15 protein-coding genes and 1 other RNA gene are annotated in these 17,414 nt (G+C 35.3%); 12 read left to right on the forward strand and 4 right to left on the reverse strand.

All coding sequences use genetic code 11. The annotated features are described in order from the left end of the window. Window positions 1–45: 45 nt before the first annotated feature. From B8967_RS06320 to B8967_RS06330, 3 genes are all read right to left on the reverse strand, one after another. Window positions 46–936 carry a ribokinase gene (locus B8967_RS06320; protein WP_047488274.1) on the reverse strand — a complete coding sequence of 297 codons (891 nt, stop codon included), beginning with the start codon at window positions 934–936 and terminating at the stop codon, window positions 46–48. A 67-nt stretch (window positions 937–1,003) separates the two neighbouring features. Then, window positions 1,004–1,639, reverse strand: coding sequence for a DUF4241 domain-containing protein (locus B8967_RS06325; protein WP_084085254.1), 636 nt, complete (start codon window positions 1,637–1,639; stop codon window positions 1,004–1,006). 221 nt (window positions 1,640–1,860) lie between these two features. Beyond that, entirely contained in the window at window positions 1,861–4,476 is a 2,616-nt protein-coding gene (locus B8967_RS06330; RefSeq protein WP_084085256.1) for a valine--tRNA ligase, read from the reverse strand. A 128-nt stretch (window positions 4,477–4,604) separates the two neighbouring features. Between B8967_RS06330 and B8967_RS06335 the strand changes: the two genes are divergently transcribed. The 4 genes from B8967_RS06335 (at window position 4,605) to B8967_RS06350 (ending at window position 7,202) form a co-directional block, all read left to right on the forward strand. After that, a complete protein-coding gene (locus B8967_RS06335) occupies window positions 4,605–5,069 on the forward strand; it encodes a DUF1573 domain-containing protein (protein WP_047488266.1) in 465 nt (154 codons plus the stop codon). Window positions 5,070–5,230: 161 nt separating this feature from the next. Next, window positions 5,231–6,100, forward strand: a complete 870-nt coding sequence (locus B8967_RS06340; protein ID WP_047488264.1) for a polyphosphate kinase 2 family protein — start codon at window positions 5,231–5,233, stop codon at window positions 6,098–6,100. Window positions 6,101–6,236: 136 nt separating this feature from the next. Continuing rightward, window positions 6,237–6,614, forward strand: coding sequence for a hypothetical protein (locus B8967_RS06345; protein ID WP_084085258.1), 378 nt, complete (start codon window positions 6,237–6,239; stop codon window positions 6,612–6,614). A gap of 57 nt (window positions 6,615–6,671) precedes the next feature. After that, window positions 6,672–7,202, forward strand: a complete 531-nt coding sequence (locus tag B8967_RS06350; protein ID WP_047488260.1) for a hypothetical protein — start codon at window positions 6,672–6,674, stop codon at window positions 7,200–7,202. A gap of 66 nt (window positions 7,203–7,268) precedes the next feature. Here the strand turns inward: B8967_RS06350 and rnpB are convergent. Then, window positions 7,269–7,593, reverse strand: an RNA gene (gene rnpB, locus B8967_RS06355) — RNase P RNA component class A. Between the two features lie 138 nt (window positions 7,594–7,731). Between rnpB and B8967_RS06360 the strand changes: the two genes are divergently transcribed. The 8 genes from B8967_RS06360 (at window position 7,732) to B8967_RS06395 (ending at window position 17,414) form a co-directional block, all read left to right on the forward strand. Then, window positions 7,732–8,223, forward strand: a complete 492-nt coding sequence (locus B8967_RS06360) for an RNA polymerase sigma factor (RefSeq protein WP_027374652.1) — start codon at window positions 7,732–7,734, stop codon at window positions 8,221–8,223. Then, window positions 8,216–8,890, forward strand: coding sequence for an MFS transporter (locus tag B8967_RS06365; RefSeq protein ID WP_047488257.1), 675 nt, complete (start codon window positions 8,216–8,218; stop codon window positions 8,888–8,890). The genes B8967_RS06360 and B8967_RS06365 overlap by 8 nt, the downstream gene beginning before the upstream one ends. A 59-nt stretch (window positions 8,891–8,949) precedes the next feature. Beyond that, window positions 8,950–10,575, forward strand: coding sequence for an AMP-binding protein (locus tag B8967_RS06370; RefSeq protein WP_084085260.1), 1,626 nt, complete (start codon window positions 8,950–8,952; stop codon window positions 10,573–10,575). A gap of 385 nt (window positions 10,576–10,960) precedes the next feature. Continuing rightward, window positions 10,961–11,851, forward strand: a complete 891-nt coding sequence (locus tag B8967_RS06375; RefSeq protein WP_084085262.1) for a carboxypeptidase-like regulatory domain-containing protein — start codon at window positions 10,961–10,963, stop codon at window positions 11,849–11,851. A 200-nt stretch (window positions 11,852–12,051) separates the two neighbouring features. Then, window positions 12,052–12,237 carry a class I lanthipeptide gene (locus B8967_RS06380; protein WP_047488251.1) on the forward strand — a complete coding sequence of 62 codons (186 nt, stop codon included), beginning with the start codon at window positions 12,052–12,054 and terminating at the stop codon, window positions 12,235–12,237. Window positions 12,238–12,299: 62 nt separating this feature from the next. After that, entirely contained in the window at window positions 12,300–13,217 is a 918-nt protein-coding gene (locus B8967_RS06385) for an LLM class flavin-dependent oxidoreductase (protein ID WP_084085264.1), read from the forward strand. Next, window positions 13,210–14,367, forward strand: coding sequence for a lanthionine synthetase LanC family protein (locus B8967_RS06390; protein WP_084085266.1), 1,158 nt, complete (start codon window positions 13,210–13,212; stop codon window positions 14,365–14,367). Before B8967_RS06385 ends, B8967_RS06390 begins: the two co-directional genes overlap by 8 nt. Next, window positions 14,364–17,414: a lantibiotic dehydratase gene (locus B8967_RS06395; RefSeq protein WP_084085268.1), complete on the forward strand. Its 3,051-nt coding sequence runs from the start codon at window positions 14,364–14,366 to the stop codon at window positions 17,412–17,414. Before B8967_RS06390 ends, B8967_RS06395 begins: the two co-directional genes overlap by 4 nt.

A 17,414-nucleotide genomic window follows, 5' to 3' on the forward strand; every position in this document is an offset into this window, starting at 1 on the left:
TATTTTTATGTTAAGTTTTAAAGTTTTGATATGCCTTAAATAATTTTAAGAAAAGAATTCTGACATCTTAGGTAATCCAGTCTGTGAACCTTTACCTCCCGAGACTCTTGCCGAAACTTCATTTCCAAATTTCACGCAATCTTCTATCGTATTTCCATGGCACAGCGCTATAGCAAATCCTGAAGTGAATGCATCTCCCATTCCCATCTTATAAACAGTCTTATCTTTGTCATTCCTGAAATATTTCATCTCAGTACCGTCGAAATAAATCGTAGAATTTGTATCATCTCTTACAAATACTTTATTGAAGTATTTTTTAAGGACTTCTTCCCTTTTCTCTTCGCCAAAAATAATATAGAGTTCATTGCTTTTTGCTACAATAAAGTCGACATTTTCAATAATTGCTTCATTTACAGGCATAGCAGGAGAAGCATAAAGCCCCACTTTCTTGCCATATTTTTTTGCTTTTTTTACTGTATATTCTACAACCTCGATAGAAACTTCAAGCTGCACAAGAACAAGATCTGCGCTATGAAAATACCGGTCTGCTTCATCTATATGGGCTTTATTAAGATATTTATTTGCCGCCGGAACCACTACAATAGCCGCATTTCCGTTACAGGTTGTTACATAAGCTGTTCCTGTGGACTCTTTGTCTGTTTCATGAACAAAACCTACATTCACATTTTCACTCACAAGATTCCTCATGATCTGCTGGCCCAGTGGATCCATCCCCACACACCCTATAAAATAAACACTTGCCCCAAGCCTCGCCGTTCCTACCGCCTGGTTGGCTCCTTTCCCTCCAAAATAGCTGTCTGAATTAACGGCTAAAACGGTTTCATTAGGTAAAGGAAGCTTTTCGGTTTCTAAAACCAAATCTATTGATGAGCTGCCTACAACAATAATTCTGGGTTGTTCTGAGGAGAATTTCATTGTGCTTTATATTAGTTTTAACATTTATATCTGGTGAAAATCAGTGATCCAAAAGTAACTATTTTAATTAACTTATTTCAATAAATTCAGTAATTATCTTTACAGGCTGCTGATCCTTATCATAAGCTATATAACTGGCATAAAAACCTTCACCATATCCGGTCTCAAAAGCAAATATAGTTCCAGGGTGTTCATCTGCCGGTTTCAGGAAAGCATATTGATCTATAGCGCCATTCTCATCAAAGAAATAGTCGTGGAAAAATTCTTCATAGATTCCCATAAAGTCTCCTCCTTTCTTTTGATACAGTTTTTGCTCCAAATCATTAAGACTGGTTTGGGTATCCACATCCATCAGACAACCCATTCCACTTTCTACAGGATATCCGAAAACTTCTCCTTCTGCAAGATCTTTGATATTCTGTCCCGCTGTAGTAGCCAGTTTCCAATCTGTGATCGCAGAATTACTGAATATTATTTCTGCATACGCTACACAATTGCTTTCTCTTTCTTTGTGTAACATCACTGAGAAATTTCCTTTTGGAAATTCTGTGGTAAAAGGAAGCATATCATTGGTGATTAAGGGATCACAAGCGATCAGTTTTCCACTGGAAAGGTAAATTTTCCCAACTTCAAAACTCTCCAACAAAGGGCTTTCTACAAAGTCTTTTGAGAATAGTTTCCGTATGTTTTCTATATGTGTCATGTTATTTATTACTTTTTTTCAATGGCCAGCTGGATATCGTCGAAAATAAAACCTTCAACTGATCCAGTGATCGTTGGCAATGGTTTATTTTTCATTCTACTCCAGCCGTACACTTATTTTTCAGGCGCAGGGGCCTGATTTCTATCATTAATACATAAAAGAAGACGAGATTAACTGGTCTTCTTTTATAGGTATAGCTTTCAGGGAATTTCCTTGATTAATTACAAGCTTTTCAGTTTCTCTTCCAAAATGGCAATTTTATCCTGAGCGTCTTTTTGTTTCTTACGCTCAACTTCTACCACTTCAGGTTTGGCATTGGCAACAAACTTTTCATTGGAAAGTTTCTTTTCAACTGAAATTAAAAACCCTTTTAAATACTTTACTTCTTCTTCAGTTTTAGCTTTTTCTTCTCCCAGGTCTAGGTTTTCACTTAGAGGAATAGACACTTCTGTCGCTCCTACCAGGAAGGTGAAACTTGGCTTATCTGTTTTCAATCCAAAGTGGATCTCCGAAATATTAGCTAATTTTCTTACCACATTATCATTGGCAAATTCAGAAGCATTCGTAAATATTTCAACTTCTTCTCTTGGAGAAATCCCTTTGGTCTGACGATAATTTCTAACTCCCGAAATCAATTCTTTTGTGATTTCAAAGTTTCTGATAATTTCTTCATTAAAGCTATCTGCATTTTTCTGCTGAGCAATAACAAGAGCTTCTTCCATACTTCTTTCTGAAATCAACTGCCAGATTTCTTCTGACTGGAAAGGCATGAACGGATGAAGTAGCTTCATTAATTCTTCAAAGAAAACAATTGTTCTGTCATATACTTCTTTGGAAATACCCTCTCCATAGTTAGGCTTAATAGCTTCAAGGTACCATCCGCAAAAATCATCCCAAATTAATTTATAGATCAAATGCAGGGCATCAGAGATCCTGAATTTATCAAACTGATCATTGATTTCAACAATCGTTTTATTTAATTTGTTTTCAAACCATTCAATAGCCTGATGGTCTGTAGCTATTGCAGGCTTGTCTTCATGCTTCCATCCTTGAATCAAACGGAAAGCACTCCATATTTTTGTCATGAAATTTCTTCCCTGAAGCATCAGATCTTCATCGAAAAGAAGGTCATTTCCAGCTGCGGAACTCAATAGGATTCCTACACGGACACCATCAGCACCATATTTATCCATCAGCTCAAGTGGATCCGGAGAGTTTCCTAAAGATTTTGACATCTTTCTTCTCTGCTTATCTCTTACAATTCCTGTGAAATAAACATTTTTAAAAGGAACTTCTTTTCGGTACTCCAACCCGGCCATAATCATTCTTGCTACCCAGAAGAAAATAATATCCGGACCGGTAACCAGATCAGATGTCGGATAATAATAATTAATATCTTTATTATCAGGATCAATCAATCCATCGAATACAGACATGGGCCACAACCATGATGAGAACCAGGTATCTAATGCATCATCATCCTGTCTAAGGCTTTCTGCTGTTAATTGCTGATTTCCTGTTTTTTGTTTTGCCAGTTCTAAAGCTTCTTCTTTAGTTTCAGCTACTACAAAATCTTCATCTCCTGTACCATAATAATACGCAGGGATCTGCTGTCCCCACCAAAGCTGACGGGAAATATTCCAGTCACGGATGTTTTCCATCCAGTGCTTATAGGTATTTTTAAACTTTTCAGGATAGAATTTCACCTCATCATCCATTACTACATCCAAAGCAGGTTTAGCAATGTCAGACATTTTAAGGAACCACTGTACTGAAACTTTAGGCTCAATAACAGCCCCTGTTCTTTCCGATGTTCCTACTTTATTCACATAGTCTTCTGCTTTTAACAAAAGATCTTTTTCTTCTAATTCTTTAGCGATCTGTTTTCTTACTTCAAATCTGTTTTTCCCTGCATAATGAAGACCGTGCTCATTAAGATTTCCATCATCATCCAAAGCATCAATCATTTTCAGATGGTGCTTCTGACCGATCTCATAGTCATTGGTATCGTGTGCAGGAGTGATTTTCAATGCTCCGGTTCCGAATTCAATATCTACATATTCATCTTCAATAATCGGAATGACGCGGTCTACAATCGGAACAATTACATTTTTACCTTTCAGATGAGCATATCTCTCATCATTAGGGTTAATACATACAGCGGTATCCCCAAAAATAGTTTCAGGACGGGTTGTAGCCACTGAAAGAAATTCTTCAGAGCCTTCAATTTTATATTTAAGGAAATAAAGCTTCCCGTTCTGTTCTTTAAATATTACCTCTTCATCTGAGATATTGGTTTTCGCTTCCGGATCCCAGTTTACCATTCTGTAACCTCTGTAAATTAATCCTTTGTTATAAAGATCAACAAAGCTTTTAATTACCTGTTGTGAAAGTTTGTCTTCCAGGGTAAAACGGGTTCTGTCCCAATCGCATGAACATCCTAATTTCTTTAGCTGCTCAAGGATTGTTCCTCCGTATTTATCCGTCCATTCCCAGGCATGCTCCAGGAATTGTTCGCGGGTAATATCTGACTTACTGATTCCTTCAGACTTCAGTTTAGCAACAACTTTAGCTTCGGTAGCAATGGAAGCATGGTCTGTTCCCGGAATCCAACAAGCATTAAATCCACGCATTCTTGCACGACGGACCAGAACATCTTGAATGGTATTGTTCAGCATATGTCCCATGTGTAATATCCCCGTAACGTTTGGCGGAGGTATTACCACAGTATATGGAGGTTTCTCATTAGGTTCTGAGTGGAAATACTTATTTTCCAACCAGTAATTGTACCATTTTTGTTCTGTTTCCTGTGGATTGTACTTTTCTGAAATCTGCATAAATTCTATTTCTTTGGCTTGCAATTTGCAAAAATAGTCTAAAGAAAAAAATTTTTAAGCATGAATTAAAATAATTTTTAACTTTGTTTCACAAAATTTATCTAACAAACATATTAACATTCAAGAATATGAAGAAATTAATTGCAGGAATTGCTTTATTCGGAACATTTGCTCTGGCATCTGCACAAACTATTACATTTGACAAAACTACTTTCGACTACGGTACTATTAAGCCTAATGCCGATGGAACAAGGTTTTTTACAGTAACAAACACTGGTGACAAACCTTTGATCATTTCAAACGTAAAACCATCTTGCGGATGTACAACTCCGGAATTCAGCCAGGATCCTATTATGCCAGGAAAATCTGCTAAGATCAAAGTTGGATACAATACAGCTCTTAATGGAGGATTCAACAAAATGATTGAAGTTTTCTCTAATGACCCTGCCAACAGCAGAAGCGTAATTTACATCAAAGGTAATGTAGATGCTAACGCTCCTGAAGCAAAAGTATTGACTCCTGCTGAGCAGAAAGAAGCTGCAAAAGCTGAGAAAAAAGCTGCAAAACTAGCTAAGAAAGCTGCAGTGAAGTAAATTCTACTTAAAAAAATAAAGAAACCGTCTCCTTTGAGGCGGTTTTTTTATTACATTTATATAAGGGTAGATGTTTAGCGAAGTCCTTTTAATCTTTTAATCTTTTAATCTTTTAATCTTTTAATCTTTTAATCTTTTAATCTTTTAATCTTTATACATATATGGACACCAATTTCTCAGATGATTTTCAGGTAAACGGCAAATTCTCGATAAAAAAAACGCCAACAGCTTATAAGGGAAAACTTACCAAAGAAGAAGGAGCACAATTGTTAATTAAAGAAAAGGAAAAGCTCCGCGAATTACAGGAAAAATTATATGCAGACGGTAGCCAGTCTCTGCTTGTTATATTGCAGGCAATGGATGCTGCCGGGAAAGACAGTATGATAGAACATGTCTTCGGAGGAGTAAATCCACAAGGCTGTAACGTAACCAGTTTTAAAACGCCAAGTTCCCGGGAATATTCGCATGATTTCTTATGGAGACATTATCTGGCACTACCTCAGAAAGGAATGATCGGAATTTTCAACCGTTCGCATTATGAAAGTGTCCTGGTATGTAAAGTACACCCTGAATATAATCTAAGTGAGAAAACCTGGTCTTCGGTAGAAGATTTTGATAATAAATTCTGGGAAAACCGGTATGAAAGCATTAGAAATTTTGAAAAGCATCTTTCGCAAAATGGAACAACCATTATTAAGATCTTTTTGAATGTGTCTAAAGATGAACAGAAGAAAAGGTTATTGGACAGAATTAATGAACAGGAAAAAAACTGGAAATTTTCTGCCGGAGATCTTCCGGAAAGAGCATTATTTGATCAGTATATGGAAGCTTATGAGACTGCTATCAATGAAACATCGAAGGATCACGCACCATGGTATGTACTTCCTGCCGATAATAAATGGTTTGCCAGGGTGGCCGCTATACAGATCATTATTGATACTCTTGAAAAAATGAATTTAAAATACCCGGAGCTTTCTGAAAAAGACAAACAGGGTCTTATAGACTCTAAAAATATCCTTGAAAATGAATAATGATTTAATAGAATTAACTATTTAATGTAAATATTTTCAACATAAATACTAAATAATGTGAATAATTTTCTATTCACATTATTTTTTTATATATTCATCACCTCAATTTTTCACCTATATCATTAAAACTTTAACTATGAAAAAACAGCTCTTGCTATCAGCCTTTATTCTCTTAGGCTTAGCTTCCTGCAGTAATGAACAAACTGCTCTCAACACTATGGAGAATATGAAAACTTCCGAAATGGAAGCTTTTGATAAAGCTTTTATACGCTTAGGGGAACCGCAAAATCAGCCTACACAAGAAGAAAGAAGGAATAACTCTGTAGAACTTAGTGACCGTAGAAAAGAAATTCTTATTCCGGCTTCCAAAGCATTAATTATCTCCACAGGGGTTTCAGAAACGGAAATAAACAAAAAAACCGGAGGCGATAAAGCAAAAATTATAGCCTGGGCTCTAGATATTAATTTTAAAAAGAAAGATGAAATATATAGAAAAATGAAATCTGACCATTAAGCTCAAACATTTTTTAATCATTTACGTATTATTTCTATTCCATTTAAAATTATTATCATGAAAAAAATAATGTCATTCACGTTGTTCCTTTTAGGAATACTCAGCTTTTCACAAACACAGGATAATGTACTTGTGATCTCCAACCATACTTCACTCACCATTGAAGGCAGATTAATCACCTGTAATCCTGTTAATTTTTACCCTGTTGTTAAACCTATATCTACCAATCCTTCCGGACTGTTTACTGTGCCTCCACATACTGAAATGAAGTTTGATTCTTTTGATACATCTGGTACAGCCATAATCCCCGTTTATCAATGGGCAGTTACTACATCTCTCGGTAATACAGCCATCTATAATTATAATGATCCCTATATTACAAGCATAATGCCTAATACAAGATGGGCATTTTATGACTTCAGAACAGTCGATAGCTCGGGAGTAGTTTGGGATGGCTTCCAAATGGGAGATCCCAATATCTACCCGGCACCTGTTAATACAATCCAATATGGACTACAGATGCCTAACGTTCATGCGGAATGGATTCAGTTTGCCGACTATGTAAGCTTACATGTATATGAAAACTAAAAAAAATAAGCGGAGAAAAGTCTCCGCTTATTTTTTATACTATTTGAGTATCTTCAATACAAGAAAAATACGAGAAAATCTATAAGCCGGATTTTGTACTTCCGAAGAAGTGCCTGTTATTTATCTACGTCTTACATTGCTGCAAGACTTGAGCTGATTACCCCTCGGCTTTCAGGACGAGCCGCCCCTATTTCCATTGCTGAAAAGAACCGATATACTTACCATTGCACCGCAAAGAGTTTACCTGGTTTCACTACAGCCGAACTGTACCTGCTTTCTGTTGCACTTGTCCTACCCTCACGGGTGACGGATGTTATCCGCTTTGCTGCTCTATGGTGTCCGGACTTTCCTACCTCCCATAAGATGGGAAATCAACAAGCCGATTTTCTCGCGGATGCAAAGATACATAAATTTAAGGAAGGCTGAAAAACCAAGCAGATAAATAAGTCGATTTGCTATTTTAGCATTTGTCCAATATAATTCTTCATCAATTACCACATTATTATTATCTTCGTGCCATTATACATCTATGAATTCCAGGGAAAAAGAATTTGCGCAGCTTATTAAAGATAATCAGGGTCTGATTATTAAAGTATCTCGCTTATACACCAATTCTCTTGAAGATGAAGAAGATCTTTTCCAGGAAATCGTCTTACAGCTTTGGAGAAGTTATGATTCTTTTAAAGGAAATTCCAAAATTTCGACATGGATGTATCGTGTAGCGCTTAATACAGCCATTACTCTTTTCCGAAAAAAAAGCAAAAGCCTTCCTACCAATGAACTGGACATCAACCACAAAGATTTTGTGGAAGATGACGATGAAAAACAACAACAGATTTCGCTTTTGTATACTGTAATCAAGACTCTTCCTAATATAGAAAGAGCCATTGTCATGATGTATCTTGACGATCTGCCTTACAAGGATATTGCAGAAAACCTCGGGATTACCGAAGTCAACGCACGTGTGAAAATGAACAGATTAAAGAAAACCCTTAAAGAACAGATGGAAAAATATGCCTGAATTTGATTTAGATAGCTTTAAGAAGACATGGCAGGAACAGCCTGTACAGCCAAAATATGACAACACTGAGATCCTTCAGATGCTGAATAGAAAATCACGCAATTATGTAAAGTATATTTTCTGGATCAGTGTTGTAGAATTCCTTTTCTTTTCTGTTTTAGGGTTGTTTTATTTTTTCCAGGAGGAGGAATCAGACAGTTTCCGCAAAGTACTGGAGAGATTGGGTGCCCAGGGAGCTCCTGAAGTAGAAGATAATTTCGGTCATGCTTATTTAGCAATAAAAGTTTTAAGCCTGCTCATTACGGCATACTTTGTATTGAAATTCTATCAAAACTACCGTAAAATAAAGATTGAAGAGAATCTTAAAGGGCTTATTACAAGAATTATCAAGTTCAAGAAAACAGTGAATGCCTTTATTCTCATTAGTATTGTTCTTTTGGTAGCCTTCACCTTTGTGTTAATTGCGTTCATATTTTATACTTTAAATTCCCAGAATATCCAGCCTTCCAATTCTAATCTCACAATCATTATTGTCGGAATTGTAGTCAGCACCCTTCTTGCTGTATCGATGATATGGTTTTATTACAAATTAGTATATGGAAGTATCATTAAAAAGCTTGACAAAAATCTGGACCAGCTGAAAAGGATAGATTCCGAGGAAAATTAATATAGACAGCCCATAGTTAAAGATATATTTGTTAAATTTATTTAACCAAATCTTATACTATGCCACTATCTTATGTCTACGGAGCTTCTGAAATTCCGTTATTAGGACAAACTATCGGAGGAAATCTTAAAAATACAGTTGAAAAACACCCCAACCAGGAAGCATTAGTCTGTGTTCATCAGAATTACAGAGCCACGTATCAGGAGTTTTATAATCAGACAACCGCTATTGCAAAAGCCTTATTATTTTTAGGAGCAAAATCCGGAGACCGGATCGGAATATGGTCTGCTAACCGGTATGAATGGGTCCTTTTACAGTATGCTACCGCCAGGATAGGAACTATTCTAGTCAACATTAATCCGGCCTACAGAACTCATGAGCTCACCTATGTTCTCAACCAGTCTGAGGTACGCTTTATTTTTTCTTCATTAAGTTTTAAGTCCAGTAATTATAAGGAAATGGTAGAGTATGCAAAAGAAGTATGCCCCAGCCTTGAACATGAAATTTTCTTTGACGAAAACTGGGATGATTTTGTGAATAACGGACAGGATATTTCAGATGAGGTCCTTCATAGTTTTGAGGAACATGTACAGTTTGATGATCCGGTTAATATTCAATATACCTCAGGTACTACGGGATTTCCGAAAGGCGTGACATTATCCCATCATAATATTTTAAATAATGGCTACTTTATTGGAATAAGGCTGAAATACACAGAAAAAGACAGAGTCTGTATTCCTGTTCCTTTCTATCACTGTTTTGGGATGGTTATCGGAAACATATGCTGTACGACCCACGGAGCCTGTATGGTTATTCCCAACGACAGTTTTGATCCTGATATGACATTAAAGACAGTTTCTGATGAAAAATGTACCTCATTATATGGTGTTCCTACTATGTTTATTGCAGAACTGGCTGTCAAAGATTTCGATACTTATGATTTTTCAAGTTTAAGAACCGGTGTTATGGCAGGATCGGTCTGTCCGCCGGAAATCATGAAAAAAGTGGAAAACCTTATGAATATCAAAGAAATGAGCATCTGCTACGGAATGACGGAAACATCCCCTGTTTCTACTCAGACGCTGATAGGAACTTCTTTGGAAAAGCAGGTCAGCACGGTAGGAACCGTGCAGGATCATTTGGAAATAAAGATCATTGACGAGAATGGAAGAATACTAAAACGGGGAGAGCATGGCGAACTATGTACCAGAGGGTATTCGGTCATGTTGAAATACTGGAATGATTCTGAAAATACCCAAAAAGTGCTGGATACTGCCCGATGGATGCACACCGGTGATATGGCGGTCATGGATAAGGACGGATATATTACAATTTCAGGAAGAATTAAAGATCTTATTATCAGAGGTGGAGAAAATATTTCCCCAAAGGAAATTGAGGATTTCCTATATACATACACCCATATTCTTGATGTTCAAATCATTGGCGTACCCAGTGAAAAATTTGGAGAAGAAGTAATGGCCTGGGTAAAGGTGAGAAAAGGCTTCACCATCACAGAAGAAGAACTATTGGACTATTGTAAAGGAAAAATTGCTCATTATAAAGTCCCAAAGTACTGGAAATTTGTAGATGAATTTCCAATGACCATTTCCGGAAAGGTAAGAAAAGTGGAAATGAGAGAGATTTCTATAAAGGAATTAGGTATGGAAAATTCAAGAAATTTATAAAAAATCCGGAATCGCCCACTGTAAAGGAAAAAAAGGAAAAAAATGCTTTCCTTTTTTTTATGAAAAATTTTATAAAAAAGCGGAATGAGTTCACCATTTAATCGGTGAACTTTATTTTTTTCAAAAAAATTTATGCTTCTCGAATTAAAATACAAAAAAATTAGAATTATGTAAAGCACGACTGAGTGAAAAGCTCTTGAATAAAGGATTAGAGCCAACATAAAGCCATTGAATATTCAATGCTTATTTTTAATATTTAATGTGAATAAGTTATCTATTTTAAGGAAAATACATACATATGACAAATAAAATTTGTTTTTTTCTCCTTTACAAGTGAGTAATGTAGAATAAAATCCTATATTTAGACCAGACAAAAAAACTAATAATGAAGATCGGACTGGCAATTTGTGCTCTACTACTTACTATACATATGTATGCACAAAAAATTTCAGGAACTGTCAAAAATGAAAACAAAGAAGTTATTTCTTACTGCTCAATAAGTTTTGGGAATGAAAACATAAGTACTATTACCGATATCAATGGTAACTATTCTCTGGAAATTCCTCAAAATGCCGATAAAAGTGACGAGATCATTTTTGAATCCAACGGCTATGAAACTAAAAAACTGAGCGTCAACGAAATAACTGAAAACCCAAACATTATTTTAAACAAAAGAGTATATGCTATTCAGGAAATTAATATAAACGGAAGAAAAACCAAAAGAGAAATCATAGGTGCAGAAAAAAGACCTATGTTTACCTTCTCTAAAATGTTTGATAAAAACATTCCCACCGTTGAACAGGGGCAGATATTTGATATCTATAACTGGACAAAGCTAAACGCTTATAATTTTTATATTATTCCAAGCTCCAAGTTCAAAGAAATTACCTTAAAATTAAATATATATACTGTTAAGGATGGTTTACCAGAACAAACTCTCCTTACTGAAAATATAATATATAAGACCAGTACAACGGGCTGGCAGAATATCGATCTGCAACAATACAAACTGATCTTTACAGGCTCAAGCAAGCTGGCTATTACCCTGCAACTTGTAGATTATATACAGGAAGATGCTATTGATTTTGTCTTTGGAATCTCTGCTAAAAAGACCTTATCCAATGACTTGCTCTATCGTTATCAGAGCCAGGGAAAATGGGAGGCCAGGAAAGGAAGTTTTATCTCAAATATAGATATTAATTATAATAAAGATAAACCCGGAAAGGTAAGTACAATGAAGAATCAGGATGAAGCTGCTTCTAAAAGTATAGAATAAACCACTTCTAATTTTATAACGATAATTGCGTTACGCAACACATTATGTTCTTTATAGAGCAGTATACCGTTATATTTTAAAACCAAAGGACTGGTTTTCCATTTAAATACTGATAAACAAGGTATTATATAATAAATACATATAAAAAAGCGGAAACCGAAAAGCTAACGAGTAGGTAAATTATTTAAATTTTTTTAACCATGAGCAAAAAGCTTACAAAAAAGTTAACTCTTAAAAAAGAGAAGTTATCTCAATTAAACTCTGACGAAATGAAATCAGTAAAAGCTGGAAAAGAGGCATTTTTATCTATTTTTGATTGTACACACTGGACATGTACAGCTGGAAGCAGCAGATCTTCTGAACTGTGTGTTTGTACTGAAGTATAATATTTCACAAAAAGTATTAAAGCTACTCCTTTGCGGGAGTAGCTACTTTTTAATAACTAGTTATGGCAAATAAATTAAAAATAGGGCTTTTGGAATTTGGTATAAGAGAAAATTCTCTTAACAATTCTAAAAAATCGTTGTACGATATCATTGACTATGCAACCCGAGCAGACGAGCTTGGTTTTTCGAGGTTTTGGGTTACTGAAAATTATTTTTCAAAAGCACATGACATGGCCTGGTCTACTCCTGAAATGCTTCTACCCATACTATTGGGATTAACAGATAAAATAAAGATAGGAATTGCTGGGGTTATTATGCCATTACAAAGTCCATTCAGAGTAGCTCACAATTATAAACTATTATCCAGCTTATATCCTAAAAGGTTAGATCTTGGTTTTGTAAAAGGGCTAGTGGGAGAATATGATCTTCAATACTTTAACGTAGATGTTGATAAAGACAGCTATTTTTCATCATTTCTTCCGAAGCTTGAATCTACCCTACGCTTTCTGAGGGAAGAAAACGAACTGTTGAAAGAAAATTTAATTATCCCGCCTTACAAAGGAAACATTCCTGACGTATGGTATATGGGATCTTCACATTCAGGGTTGAAAGTAGCTTTGCAGCACGATCTCAATTTCGCGAGATCTATATTTCATGGAGAGTCCAACAAAGATTATCTCAAGGAAGAGCTACAAAACTTCAGAACAGAATACAAAGCAAAGCACGGAAAAGATCCGTCTATGGTATTGACATTTTCCGGATGCTGTCATAAAACCAAACAAAAAGCACTAAAAGTAGCAAAAAGCAGTACTAATGGTTCTATAGACAATATAAGTCTTATTGGAGACGGAAGTTTTTTCCAGGAAAAATTACTGGAATTTAAAGAACTCTACGGATACAATGAGTTTATGTTTAATAATGTTTCCAGAACACACAAAGACTCTCTAACAGCCATTGAAATATTAAGCCAATATGTATAAAGATAAAATTGATTTTTTTTTAAGCGAGATTTCAAAAAAATGTATTGCAGATAAAGGTGACAATATCACATTCAGCTTGGGGAGTAATTATTACTCATTATTCTACAATAATGATATCGAGATTGAAAAAATTGAAAGTCTGATAGACCTGGCTTCTGAAGACACTTATTATTCTTTTGCCAGCGGAAGTTTAGCCGTGATTTATTTCATGAGGCTTCTTCATACTTCCAATATTATTACAGATGAGGATATTGATGCAATAGAAGAAGATTCTATAGAATTCTTTTTAGAGTTGATCTCTATTTATGCAGACAAAAAAGAATATGACCTGTTTACAGGTTTGATTGGATTGGGTCTTTACTTTCTGGAAATCCAGAAACTTGATACAGTCGCAAAAATAGTGTCATATATTGACCACTTAAAATATGAACAAAACAAATCCATTTTCTGGGTTGATCATAATATAACAAAAGAAGAAAACATCTGTGATCTGGGTCTTGCCCATGGTCTTCCTTCAATCATATCCTTTTTAGCAGAATGTTATCATAAAGGCTGTGAAAAAGAAACCTGTAAAAAACTGATCCAAGGAGCGGTACATTTTCTTTCTGAACTGTATGAGGAAAATAAAAATTCTCAGTATATATTTCCTTCAAAAATCAATGTCGTTACCCGCAAAAAGCAACCCGCAAACAGGTTGGCATGGTGCTATGGTGACTTAGGTATTGCAATAGGGATATGGAAAGCCTATACTGTTTTGCAGGATGAAGACCTGAAAACAATGAGTCTTTCTATCATTTTGAATTCATCAAAAATCAGATTGGATAACGCCGGGGTTTTTTACAGTAACAAAAATGATTGTATAGACACTGGGATCTGTCATGGATCATCCGGAATTTCACATATTTTCAATAAATTTTACAGAGTATTTAAGCGGGAAGAGCTCAAAGAAGCACATGATTATTGGATGGCTATTACCCTTCAGCAACTGGATAAAGGAACCAAGTTTCCTTATGATCTGAAAAATGATGAATGGGTAGAACATACTGGGCTACTGGAAGGAATTTCAGGAGTGGGAATGGTATTACTGGATTATCAGTATCCTGAGAAAGCTAAAGATTGGGATAAAATTTATTTAATGAACATAGAATGAAATACAACGACATAGAAAAGCTGAACTTTTACCTGTTGAGGACTCCTCTTTTTCCACAAAAAAGTATTGATACATGGGAAGAAGACATCAATAGTGAAAACTTTCGTAAGGCAATTTATTTATCTTCACCGGATCTCTATGAGCAGCTTATCAATTGGGATGAAAAAAAACTTTCGAAAGAAAAAGCAGATAAAATAAAAAAGTCTTTGCTTAAATACTGGCTTAGAATACATTTCAGAACCATCCCCTTTGGAACCAATGCAGGAGTAAGCATGGGACAATGGGACAGTAATACCCTGATCACACTGGATAAAGGGCAGGATAAGATTTATGCACGACTGGATATGCAACTGGTACATGATATCATTACAGAACTGGAGCAAAAAATGTTTGTCAGACAAATCTGTAAGTTCTATACCAACAATACCATATACAGTACCAAAAATAAATACCGTTATATTGAGTCTTCTGCAAATAACGGAGGGTTGAAATATGAAATTATTTCTACAGAAAAAAACAAATATCTGAATTCTATTATAAAAGCCTGTACCAACGGGCTGGAGCTATCATCCATAATAGAGGTATTGGTTAAGCAGGATATTTCTTATGAAGACAGCTTTGACTATGTCAATGAGCTTATTGACTCAAAAATACTTGTCAGTGAACTTTCTCCAAAGGTTACTGACAAAAACTTCCAGGATTTTATCTATCAGTTTTTAAAAGGACTGAAAATTCCTGCTACCCAAGAAAATAATGATGATGCAGCTTTCATTCGCCACATTATCAGCATATTTGAAATTGTTCAAAAAATAAATATAACCAATGACATTGATGATGCTGTTGAGAAAATTACTCAAATCTTAACTGAAGCAGGGATTAAAAGCTATAAAAAAAATATTATCCAGACAGACCTGCTCAAAGGTAAAGTATCCAACACACTGAACAATACTATTTTTAAAGATTTCAAAAAGGTGCTTTCAACAGTCTTTAATATCGGTACATCAGATAAAATTGATGCACTGGAGAGTTTTAAAAATGTATTTCTTGAAAGATATGATCAACAGGAAATACCTTTATTGTTAGCGCTTGATCCCCTATCAGGAATCAATTATCCCGTACATTCGGATAATGATGCTTCGGATCTGATTGGAGGAATCCAGTTCAAGTCTGAAAATAATTCTAATATTATTCAGGGATCTGTAAAATGGAATCAATTTTTGGGTGAAAAATTAATTAGTGCCATTAAGAACAATGAAGATAAAATTATAATCACTCAAGATGAGGTCGCTCCGTTTTCAGACGAAAATAAAAATATACCTTTTTCAATGTCTTCTCTGGTACAGGTATATAAGGACGAGGAGGGACAACCTGTCATTTTTCATAAATTCAGTGACGGACCTTCGTCCTCTACTTATCTGGGACGTTTTTGTCATTTGGACAACGAACTGGAAGAATCAGTAAAACAAGCTTTATTAGAGGAAGAAAATTTCTTTGAAAATCAGATCATTGCTGAGATTGTGCATAATCCGCAACCAAGGGTAGGTAATATCCTTCTCAGACCGCATCTGAGAAAATATGAAATTCCCATTCTTAGCCCCCATCATTCAGACAGTGAACCGATCTACCTGAATGACCTTATGATTTCTATCAAGAACAACAGGGTTGTCCTTCGTTCCAAAAAATACAATAAAGAGGTTATTCCTAGTCTTTCATCTGCCCATAATTATAATCTGCATAAAGTACCGATGTATCATTTCTTATGTGATCTTCAGTATCAGAATATCACCCCGTCTTATAACTGGAACTGGGGAATGTTTACCAATTATGATTATTTACCAAGGATAATGGTCAACAACGTCATCCTGTCAAGAACATCATGGCGACTGTCATCCGAGAAAATATTCAATGGAAAGCAGGCTTCAGTAGCTATTCTCAGGGATTATCTAAGAGAAAAGAATATTCCTGAAATCTTTACTTTCTCGGAGAGGGATATGGAACTCCCTGTATTTATGAACAATGACCTTTCTCTGGAAATCTTACTGGATCATCTTGTGAAGGAAAAGACAATAAGAGTGTTTGAAAACCTTGCGAATCAATATGAAAGTATAGCCAAAGATACGGAAGGAAATATCCATAGCAATGAGATTGTTATTCCATGGCATAACCTAAGCAGTACAAAAAACAAAGAACTTTCCGTCTTTCCTGTTAAAAATACCATTACCAGAAATTTTATTCCGGGAAGCGAATGGCTCTTCTATAAAATCTATAGCAGTACCAAAGTTTCGGATCAGATCATCAAAGATTCTATTTATAAATTTGCCAGTGGACTCATTAAAAAAGGGATTATCAAAAAATGGTTTTTCATCCGTTACAGCGATCCGGATCATCATATCAGAATAAGGTTTCTGACAACATCATCTGATCATAATATATCCAATCAGATCTATCAATTGCTCGATAAGTATTTGACACAGGAGATGATTATCCATAAAATTGTTCTGGATACCTATAATAGAGAGATTGAGCGATATGGAGAATCTACCATAGACTACATGGAAAGTATATTTCATTTTGACAGTGAATGCGTTTGCCAGCTATTGAAAGAGGCTGAATTGACGGAAACTGCAATTTGGAAAGCAGCTATTGTTGGAGTAAACAGGATTTTGGATGATTTTGGCTATGAGCAAACCGAAAGAAGAGATATTATGAATCACCTGGCCAATGGGTATGGTATGAGGCTGGATGAAAACTCTAAGGCAGCTTTAAAAGATAAATATAGAAACCACAGAAGTGAAATATTGGGTCTCTTAACAGGTGGTGATGATTTTTCTACGATATTGAATGGCAGAACCAAAAAAACAAAAAAATATATAGCTGAAGTTAAAGAGCTCCAATCTAAGCAAATGGTTAAATCATTAGTGATAAGTTATATTCATATGTTTATTAACCGAATGTTTGCCTCGAAACCGAATCTCTATGAGTCCATTCTTTATTATTTCTTACACAAAAGTTATGACTCATTACTCAATATTAAAAAACTGACGTAG

Origin of the sequence: Chryseobacterium sp. YR221 (assembly GCF_900176315.1) — a bacterium.
Taxonomy (GTDB): domain Bacteria; phylum Bacteroidota; class Bacteroidia; order Flavobacteriales; family Weeksellaceae; genus Chryseobacterium; species Chryseobacterium rhizosphaerae.